The sequence below is a fragment of the Tenacibaculum sp. A30 genome (genome assembly GCF_051200845.1).
Taxonomy (GTDB): domain Bacteria; phylum Bacteroidota; class Bacteroidia; order Flavobacteriales; family Flavobacteriaceae; genus Polaribacter.
In genome coordinates, this window is the sequence record NZ_CP195160.1 from 911,273 (window position 1) to 920,000 (window position 8,728).

Consider the following 8,728-nt stretch of genomic DNA (forward strand, 5'->3'; position numbering starts at 1 on the left):
TCCTTCAATAATTATTTCCTTAAAAATAATCACTGCTAATTTACTAAATGAAGTTTACACTTGAACTGTTTTCCATTTTCCTTTTTTAAAGAGCCAAACGCCCACAATAGCTATTAAAACTTCTGCTAATGTTATAGCTGTAAACACTCCTACAGGACCAAAATTTAAAGTAATTGCCATTATATAAGCAAACGGTAATTGAAATAACCAAAAACATACAAAGTTAACATAGGTTGGTGTTTTCGTATCTCCCGAACCATTAAACGATTGAATTACCACCATACCATATGCATACGCAATATATCCTGCTGCGATAATTTGTAAACATAAAGCTCCATTTTCTACCACCAAGGTATTCTCAGAGAACCATCCTAGAAAAGTTGGTGCAAAGAATATATAAACCAATGATACAGCCCCCATAAAATATGCACAGTATTTACTGGTTATCCAAACTGATTTTTCTGCTCTTTCGGGTTGTATTGCTCCCAAATTTTGACCAACTAAAGTAGCCGCAGCATTACTCATTCCCCAAGCAGGCATAAGTGTAAACATCATTATTCTAATAGCGATTGTGTAACCTGCTAGCACTTCACTACCAAACTCTGACATAATTCGCATTAAAAATACCCAGCTAGAAGTACCAATAATAAACTGTCCTATGCCACCTAATGATACTTTTATTAAGTTTACCATTACAGCAATTCGTATTACTAAGTCTTTTGCTGCTAATTTTATTTTACCTGCTCCAAAAAATAGTACTAATAACTGTGCTATTACTGCGGTACCTCTACCAATAGTTGTTGCTATGGCAGCCCCTTCTACACCATAAGCTGGTATTGGTCCTAAACCAAAAATAAAAATAGGGTCTAAAATAATATTTAACCCGTTAGATAAAATCAATGTCCACATAGCTATAGATGCATTTCCTGCTCCTCTAAAAATTGCATTGATTAAAAAGAGTAACATTACCGTTATGTTTCCTCCTAAAAGTACTTGAGTATATCTATACCCTTCTTCTATCAAATCAGGTTCGCCTCCCATTAATTCGAGGATTTCTTTGGGATATAAAATCCCCACAATACTAATCAGAATTGAAATAAAGATTCCTAAAAATATTACTTGTACAGCTGTTTGATTTGCTCCTTCATTATCTTTTTCTCCTGTTCTTCGAGCAACTAAAGCTGTTGCTGCCATACTTAAACCAATAGCTACTGCATACACCAAGGTTAGTACTGATTCTGTTAATCCTACAGTAGCTACTGCATTTACGCTAACTCTAGAAACGTAAATAATATCTACCAAAGCAAAAATAGACTCCATTAGCATTTCTAATATCATGGGAATTGCTAATAAAAAAACTGCTTTACGAATGCTTCCTTGCGTAAAATCTTGTTGCCTACCTAAAATGGCATCTTTAAAAAGAGAAAATATAGTTTGTTTTGAAGTTTGATTGTTTTCAGTCATTGCTAAATTTTTAAAATAAGAAATATCTCTTAAGAAATTCTTAAGAGGTAACTATTTGTTGCTCAAGCAACCGTGCTATTTATGCGACATATACAATCATAATGAAACAAATATGCGAAAATATTTTTAATTAAATTCAATATCTTCGTACTATGATTAAGGTTGTCATTATAGGAGGTGGTAATGTAGCTACACATTTAGCCAATGCTTTTAGCAAAGCTAATGATGTATCATTGGTACAAGTTTATGCTCGAAATATTAAACAGATAGAGCATTTAAAAGACGTTACTTCCATCACAAATAGCATAGAGTTATTAAAAGAAGCTGATGTGTATATCATAGCGGTTTCTGATGATGCTATCAGTCTTGTTTCAAGTACAATTGAAAATAAAAACAGCTTAGTTGTACATACTTCTGGTAGTGTTACAATACAGTCGCTACAAAATGCCGGTCGTAAAGGTATTTTTTACTTATTACAGAGTTTTTCTAAAGATAAAGAAGTGAATTTTGATGAAATTCCATTTTGCTTAGAAGCTGAAAATGAGCAAGACTCGACACTTTTAGAAACTTTAGCTAAAACTATTGGAAAAAAAATATACCATATCAATTCAGAGCAACGAAAACGATTGCATGTTGCTGCAGTTTTTGTGAATAATTTCACCAATCATATGTATAAAATTGGAGCTGATATTTGTGATGAACACCAAGTTCCGTTTGAAATCTTATATCCTTTAATACAAGAAACTGCCGAAAAGATTACAAAACTAAATCCTGAAGCAGCGCAAACTGGTCCTGCAAAGAGAAATGACCAAAAAACCATTCAAAACCATTTAGCGTTATTGAATTCCGAACAACAAGAAATTTATAAACTTATTACAAAATCAATCCAACAGAATGGAAAAAAGCTATAAAGAATACCTACCTCAAATAGATACTTTAATTTTTGATGTAGATGGTGTTTTAACAAACGGAATTGTTACTGTTTTTCCTGATGGACAATTAGTTCGTCAAATGAACATCAAAGATGGATATGCTTTAAAAGCTGCTGTAAAAGCTGGTTTTAGAGTTTGTATTATTTCTGGAGGAAAAAACGAAGGTGTACGTACTCGCTTAGAAGATTTAGGTATAACCGATATTTACTTAGGTGCTCATAATAAAATAAAACAATTCAACGAATTGGTTGAAAAGTACAAATTAAATCCAGAAAATATAATGTACATGGGTGATGATATACCTGACTACCCTGTAATGAAACTCATAGGAATGCCGGCTTGCCCAAATGATGCAGCACGTGAAATTCAACAAATTTCTAAATACATTTCTGATAAAACTGGTGGTAATGGTTGTGCTCGAGATATTATAGAACAAGTATTACGTGTACAAGGAAAATGGGATAGCAACTTTGATGCACAATACGATTAATTGGAATACTTTTTGAAAACGATATACTATTAAAACTTTTAGATTATGAAAAAAATACTTTTTGCTTTATTATTTACAACCGTTAGCTTATCGATGAGCGCACAAACTATTTTCGGAAAATGGGAAAACCGAGATGAAGAAACCAATAAGGTTGATTCTGTAATAGAAGTATATAAAAAAGATGGAAAGGCTTACGCTAAAATTGTTGAAATAACAGATAAAAACCGTCAAGAAGCTGTTTGTGATAAATGTAGCGGCAACAGAAAAAACAATCCTATTTTAGGAATGAATATTTTAACAGGATTATCTAAAGATGGTGATGAATGGAGCGGTGGAAAAATCTTGGATCCTAAAAATGGTAAGGAATACAAGTGTTACATAAAACTAGACGGTAAAAACAAACTTAAAATTAGAGGTTATGTTGGTTTCTCTGCCTTTGGTAGAACAGCGTACTGGCACCGAAAAATATAACCTTTAAATAGGATTCAAAAGCACCATTTTTTCATGGTGCTTTTTATTATAAAATATAAAAGACTTTTTTATCTTTTATAAAATTAAATCTATATCTTTGTAGCGTAAAATAATTATATGTTTTCAAAATCTTGTGAATATGGTTTAAGAGCAACAATTTTTGTTGCAGAACAATCTAGCTTAGACAATAAGGTGGGCGTAAAAGCTATTGCTGCTGCTATTAACTCTCCTGAAGCATTTACAGGAAAAATATTACAAATTTTAACGAAAAATGACATTATAGATTCTATAAAAGGTCCTTATGGTGGTTTTGTAATTGATAAAAATAATCTTAAAAAAATTCGTCTGAGCGATGTAGTTCGTGTATTAGACGGCGATAGTATTTATACGGGTTGCGGATTAGGCCTTAAGCAATGTGATGACAGTTCTCCTTGTCCTCTTCACTTTAAATTTATTGAAATTAGAGATAATTTAAGGATAATGCTAGAAGAAAACACCCTTTATGATGTACTATACACCAACAATGTAAAAAATACTTTTTGGTTAAAACGAGAGTAAAAAAAATTCAATCAATAAAAGATAAAAAGATCCCTTTATTACTTATAAAACAAAAACTTGAAAGATGGAAATAAACAACAATTCAACAGTAGCAGACATAGTAGCAAACAACTACAAAACAGCAACAATATTTAAATTATATGGTATTGATTTTTGCTGTAATGGTAACAGAACTATTGAAGAAGTAACCACAAAAAAAGATATAGATCCAGATACGTTAATCAATAAACTTATTCGTATTGATAGAGGCTCTAAATCTAATAATGATTATCAAAACTGGTCGTTAGATTTTTTATGCGACTACATTTATCAAACTCATCATACCTATGTAGAAAATCGAATTCCTGAACTTTTAGAATATTTAAATAAAATAGCGAAAGTACACGGAAAAAATCACCCTGAATTACATGAGGTTTTACAGTTATTTACCGAAAGTGCAGGTGAACTAACGAAACACATGAAAAAAGAAGAGCTGATTTTGTTTCCTTTTATTAAAAAATTAGTAACAGCAATTACTACGAATACTTCTCTTGCCCCTCCTCCATTTGGAACTGTAGAAAACCCTATTAACATGATGCATACCGAGCACGATAATGAAGGAGAAAGGTTTAGAACAATTGCAAAACTAACAAACAACTATACACCACCAGCTGATGCTTGTAATACGTACAAAGTATCGTTTGCAATGTTACAAGAGTTTGAAGAAGACTTGCACAAACACATTCATTTAGAAAACAACATTCTATTTAAAAAAGCAATCATATTAGAAAAACAATTAAATAATTAATAATGAGAAAAATTTGGACTGGATTTATTGCAGTAGTCGTATTATCGTTTATTGCATTAATATGGGTAGGTACAGAAATTTATCAAACCCAACCCCCTATACCTGAAACTGTAAAAGTTAAGGAAACTAACGAGGTTATTTATACTAAAAAAGATATACAAGACGGACAAAATGTTTGGGAATCTATCGGTGGAATGGAAGTCGGTTCTATTTGGGGACACGGAAGTTATGTTGCTCCAGACTGGACAGCTGATTGGATTCATAAAGAAGCTGTTTATTTATTAGACTATTGGGCTAAAAGAGATTTTAATACTAATTACGATGCTTTAGATGAAGAAAATAAAGCAGCTATAAAAGCGCGTTTGGTAAAAGATATTAGAACCAATACATTCAATGAAAAAGACCAATCAATAACAATTTCTAAAGAACGAAAAGAGGCTATTGAAGTAAATGCGGCACATTATTCAGCAATCTTTTCTAAAGGTCATGAAAAATATGCTATTCCTGAAGGTGCTTTAACCGATACTGAAAAACTTGCTAAGCTTAATGCTTTCTTATTTTGGACTTCTTGGGCAGCTAGTACAGAAAGACCTAATCAAGATTACACTTATACTTCTAACTGGCCACACGAACCGTTAATTAACAATACAATTACGCCAGATTCACAACTTTGGTCAGGGTTCTCTATCATACTATTACTGTTGTTTATTGGAGTATTAACCTATTACTACATACGAAATCATGAAAAAGGAGAAGCAGTAACAAACCCTAACAACGATCCCTTACTCGATTTAAAACTATTCAAATCTCAAAGAGCTGTTCTTAAATACTTTTTAGTTATTTCATTACTTATTGTGTTACAAGTTGTTTTGGGTATTGTTACTGTACATTATACAGTAGAAGGACAAGCTTTCTTCGGGTTTAATCTCTCTGAATTCCTTCCATATTCAATTTCTAGGACATGGCATACGCAGCTTGCAGTATTTTGGATTGCCGCTACTTGGCTTGCAACAGGGTTATTCTTAGCTCCTATTATTAGTGGTAAAGAAATGAAATATCAAGTATTTGGTACCAACTTCTTATTTATTGCTTTATTATTTATCGTTTTAGGTTCTATGGCAGGACAATGGTTAGGAGTACACCAATTCTTTGACTTAACCACTAACTTTTTCTTTGGTCATCAAGGATATGAGTACATGGATTTAGGTAGGTTCTGGCAAATATTCTTAGGTATTGGTTTAATTTTATGGGTTGTTATGGTAGGTAGACACGTGCTGTATGGTATCAGAAAAAATGACGATTCAAAACATTTACTTTACATCTTATTAATTGCTGTAGTTGCTATTGGTATGTTCTTTTTCTCTGGATTAATGTATGGTGAAAACAGTTCTTTACCTGTTATTAATTATTGGAGATGGTGGTTAGTACACTTATGGGTTGAAGGATTCTTTGAGGTATTTGCTACGGTAATTATTGCCTACATTTTCTCTCGAATGAAAATTATTTCAACCAAAACTGCAGGAAAAACAGCAATTGCATCAGCAACCATATTTTTAGCAGGAGGTATTATTGGTACTTTACACCACTTGTATTATTCAGGAACACCTGTGCAAGCTATTGCTTTAGGGGCTACGTTTAGTGCCTTAGAAGTGGTGCCATTAACCTTAATGGGATTTGAAATTAGAGAAAACTGGAATTTATTGAAAAAGAATGCCTGGATTCAACGTTATAAATGGCCTATCTTTTTCTTTATTGCTGTTGCCTTTTGGAACATGGTAGGTGCTGGTGTTTTCGGATTCTTAATCAACCCTCCAATTGCACTTTATTATATCCAAGGATTAAACACAACTTCTGTACATGCACACACTGCTTTGTTTGGTGTATACGGAATGTTAGGTATGGGCTTCATCTTAATTTGCTTACGCTTGTATTCAAACATTTCATGGAACGAAAAACTTGTAAAAAACTCATTTTGGTTACTAAACATAGGATTAGTTTTAATGGTGGTATTAAGCCTACTACCAGTTGGAATAATTCAAGCATACACCTCTATAACAAAAGGGTATTCTTTTGCTAGAGATCCTGAGTTATTATACAACCCTACAGTACAAACCTTAAAATGGATGCGTATGGTGGGAGACATTGTGTTCTCTTTAGGTATTGTATATTTCTGCTGGTTTGTTGTAAAAACAACAATTAGCGCAATAAAACAAAAATTCTAAGCCTGATTTTTTTTTTGATTGATTGATAAAGTCTGTATAAACAAGTGTTATACAGACTTTTTTTATCCTATTTTTAGTGAAGTCATACTTAAAGAACCCGCTAATAACTTATCGTTAAAAAGCTGAACTTCTTCGTTTTTTTGTTGCAATCCTAAACTATAAATTAAAGGTAAATAATGATCTGGAGTTGGAATTGCAAGCTGAAAAGCTTTTGATTGTTTCGTATAATCTATTAAAGGTTGATAGTTTCCTTCTAATAAATATTTATTAACCGTTGCTCTTGCTTCAATAGCCCAATCATATCCGTAATTATCTTTATCAAAATTCTTCCAGTCAACCAATCGTAAATTATGAACAATGTTTCCGCTACCAATAATCAACACTCCTTTTTGCCTTAAAGAAGTAAGTTGTTTTGCCAATTCAAAATGGTAATTAGCATCTTTGGTGTAATCAATACTTAATTGAATTACGGGCACATCTGCCTTTGGAAATAAATATTTCAATACGGTCCAAGCACCATGATCTAGTCCCCAATGTTCATCTAACTCAACAAAATTAGGATGTAATAACTGTTTTGTTTCCTTAGCTAATTCTGGGTTTCCTTTTGCTGGATATTGCTGTTCAAATAACTCTTGAGGAAAACCACCAAAATCGTGAATAGTTTTAGGCATTTCCATCGCAGTTACTTTGGTTCCTTTAGTAAACCAATGTGCCGAAATACATATAATAGCTTTAGGTTTAGGTAGTGTTTTTGAAATATTTTTAAACCCTAAAGTAAATTCGTTTTCTTCAATAGCATTCATAGGACTACCATGTCCTAAAAACAACACTGGCATTGTCTGAGAAACTGGTAAACTATCTGATAACTTTTTTAATCCGCTTAATGATCCCATACTCAAATTTACTGATGCTAACCCTAGTAATTGTAAAAACGCAGATCGTTTCATAAGGGTATTCTTGTTTATTTATATTATTTAAACATATCCCAAACTTTAATTCGAGATATGTATGCAGTCTATGTTGAATTTAAAAAACTAAATCAACTACTAGATCAAATTCGTCGTAAATTGCTTTATCCTTTAAACCATCAAAAAAGCTTGTAGAACCGTATTTTACTTCATATTTAGCTCTATCTACCTTTAGTGAAGCTGTTGCTTTTTTACCATATACTGAAATTTCAAAAGTTACAGGATTGGTTTTATTTTTAATAGTTAAATTAGCAGTTACTTCATATGAATTTTTTCCTTTTGCTTTTACCTTAGTAAATACTAAAGTTGAAATTGGGTGATTCTTTACACCAAAAAAATCATCCGATTTTAAATGCCCTTCTAACTTCTTTTGGTAATCTCCTGATAAATCTGTTACCGCAATAGAAGTCATATCTATAGTAAACTCTCCTCCTACTAATTTATCGTCTTCAAAGTTTAATGTACCCGATTGTAAATTAACTGTTCCTTCATGAGAACCTGTTACCTTATACCCTTTCCAAACGACTTTACTTTCTTTGGTATTTACTTCTTTTACACCATTGATAATGGTAGTGAATGATAATATTGTTAATGCGATTAACATAAACACTAATAGATTTTTAAAATTTTTCATTGTTTCTGGTTTTTTATTTATTGAAAAATTAAATCTGCATATTCTTTTGAGTTTATTTGTATCTCTTCTAATTCTGGATTGTCATTTGCCCCATAAAACACATGTGTTGGTAACATTTCCAATCCACAAAATTGAAACGAAACTGTTACTGATTTTAATAGGTCTTCTAAAGATACAAAACTATCATAGGTTTTTTCAGTAC

General features: G+C 32.0%; 10 protein-coding genes (1 of these 10 only partly in view). 6 read left to right on the forward strand and 4 right to left on the reverse strand.

Features of this window, described 5'->3' with window-relative positions:
- Positions 1 to 54 precede the first annotated feature (54 nt).
- Positions 55 to 1,464, reverse strand: a complete 1,410-nt coding sequence (locus ACR9ES_RS04295; protein ID WP_435255236.1) for an MATE family efflux transporter — start codon at positions 1,462 to 1,464, stop codon at positions 55 to 57.
- A gap of 152 nt (positions 1,465 to 1,616) precedes the next feature.
- Here ACR9ES_RS04295 and ACR9ES_RS04300 point away from each other — a divergent pair, with 152 nt between their 5' ends.
- The 6 genes from ACR9ES_RS04300 to ACR9ES_RS04325 all read left to right on the forward strand — a co-directional run bounded on the left by ACR9ES_RS04300 (position 1,617) and on the right by ACR9ES_RS04325 (position 6,924).
- On the forward strand, positions 1,617 to 2,375 hold the full coding sequence (locus tag ACR9ES_RS04300; protein ID WP_435255237.1) for a Rossmann-like and DUF2520 domain-containing protein: 759 nt from the start codon (positions 1,617 to 1,619) through the stop codon (positions 2,373 to 2,375).
- Entirely contained in the window at positions 2,359 to 2,886 is a 528-nt protein-coding gene (locus ACR9ES_RS04305) for a KdsC family phosphatase (protein ID WP_435255238.1), read from the forward strand. Before ACR9ES_RS04300 ends, ACR9ES_RS04305 begins: the two co-directional genes overlap by 17 nt.
- A gap of 45 nt (positions 2,887 to 2,931) precedes the next feature.
- The gene (locus tag ACR9ES_RS04310) at positions 2,932 to 3,357 is read left to right on the forward strand and encodes a DUF2147 domain-containing protein (RefSeq protein WP_435255239.1); all 426 of its coding nucleotides are present in this window, start codon (positions 2,932 to 2,934) and stop codon (positions 3,355 to 3,357) included.
- Positions 3,358 to 3,474: 117 nt separating this feature from the next.
- Positions 3,475 to 3,915, forward strand: coding sequence for an RrF2 family transcriptional regulator (locus ACR9ES_RS04315; RefSeq protein ID WP_435255240.1), 441 nt, complete (start codon positions 3,475 to 3,477; stop codon positions 3,913 to 3,915).
- A 64-nt stretch (positions 3,916 to 3,979) separates the two neighbouring features.
- Positions 3,980 to 4,702: an iron-sulfur cluster repair di-iron protein gene (ric, locus tag ACR9ES_RS04320; protein ID WP_435255241.1), complete on the forward strand. Its 723-nt coding sequence runs from the start codon at positions 3,980 to 3,982 to the stop codon at positions 4,700 to 4,702.
- 2 nt (positions 4,703 to 4,704) lie between these two features.
- On the forward strand, positions 4,705 to 6,924 hold the full coding sequence (locus tag ACR9ES_RS04325; protein ID WP_435255242.1) for a nitric-oxide reductase large subunit: 2,220 nt from the start codon (positions 4,705 to 4,707) through the stop codon (positions 6,922 to 6,924).
- A gap of 62 nt (positions 6,925 to 6,986) precedes the next feature.
- Here ACR9ES_RS04325 and ygiD read toward each other — a convergent pair whose 3' ends face one another.
- From ygiD to ACR9ES_RS04340, 3 genes are all read right to left on the reverse strand, one after another.
- The gene (ygiD, locus tag ACR9ES_RS04330) at positions 6,987 to 7,817 is read right to left on the reverse strand and encodes a 4,5-DOPA dioxygenase extradiol (RefSeq protein ID WP_435255624.1); all 831 of its coding nucleotides are present in this window, start codon (positions 7,815 to 7,817) and stop codon (positions 6,987 to 6,989) included.
- 133 nt (positions 7,818 to 7,950) lie between these two features.
- Positions 7,951 to 8,526, reverse strand: a complete 576-nt coding sequence (locus ACR9ES_RS04335; protein WP_435255243.1) for a YceI family protein — start codon at positions 8,524 to 8,526, stop codon at positions 7,951 to 7,953.
- A gap of 17 nt (positions 8,527 to 8,543) precedes the next feature.
- Positions 8,544 to 8,728: the 3' end of an NAD(P)H-dependent oxidoreductase gene (locus ACR9ES_RS04340; RefSeq protein WP_435255244.1), read on the reverse strand. Its footprint extends 328 nt past the window's final position; only the last 185 of its 513 coding nucleotides appear in the window; its start codon lies beyond the right edge, outside the window; it ends in the stop codon at positions 8,544 to 8,546.

Bases quoted from the DNA above. Each gene is read 5' to 3' on its own strand.
- ACR9ES_RS04295 (WP_435255236.1), bottom strand. From the start codon at position 1,464: ATGACTGAAAACAATCAAACTTCAAAACAAACTATATTTTCTCTTTTT.
- ACR9ES_RS04300 (WP_435255237.1), top strand. From the start codon at position 1,617: ATGATTAAGGTTGTCATTATAGGAGGTGGTAATGTAGCTACACATTTA.
- ACR9ES_RS04305 (WP_435255238.1), top strand. From the start codon at position 2,359: ATGGAAAAAAGCTATAAAGAATACCTACCTCAAATAGATACTTTAATT.
- ACR9ES_RS04310 (WP_435255239.1), top strand. From the start codon at position 2,932: ATGAAAAAAATACTTTTTGCTTTATTATTTACAACCGTTAGCTTATCG.
- ACR9ES_RS04315 (WP_435255240.1), top strand. From the start codon at position 3,475: ATGTTTTCAAAATCTTGTGAATATGGTTTAAGAGCAACAATTTTTGTT.
- ric (WP_435255241.1), top strand. From the start codon at position 3,980: ATGGAAATAAACAACAATTCAACAGTAGCAGACATAGTAGCAAACAAC.
- ACR9ES_RS04325 (WP_435255242.1), top strand. From the start codon at position 4,705: ATGAGAAAAATTTGGACTGGATTTATTGCAGTAGTCGTATTATCGTTT.
- ygiD (WP_435255624.1), bottom strand. From the start codon at position 7,817: ATGGGATCATTAAGCGGATTAAAAAAGTTATCAGATAGTTTACCAGTT.
- ACR9ES_RS04335 (WP_435255243.1), bottom strand. From the start codon at position 8,526: ATGAAAAATTTTAAAAATCTATTAGTGTTTATGTTAATCGCATTAACA.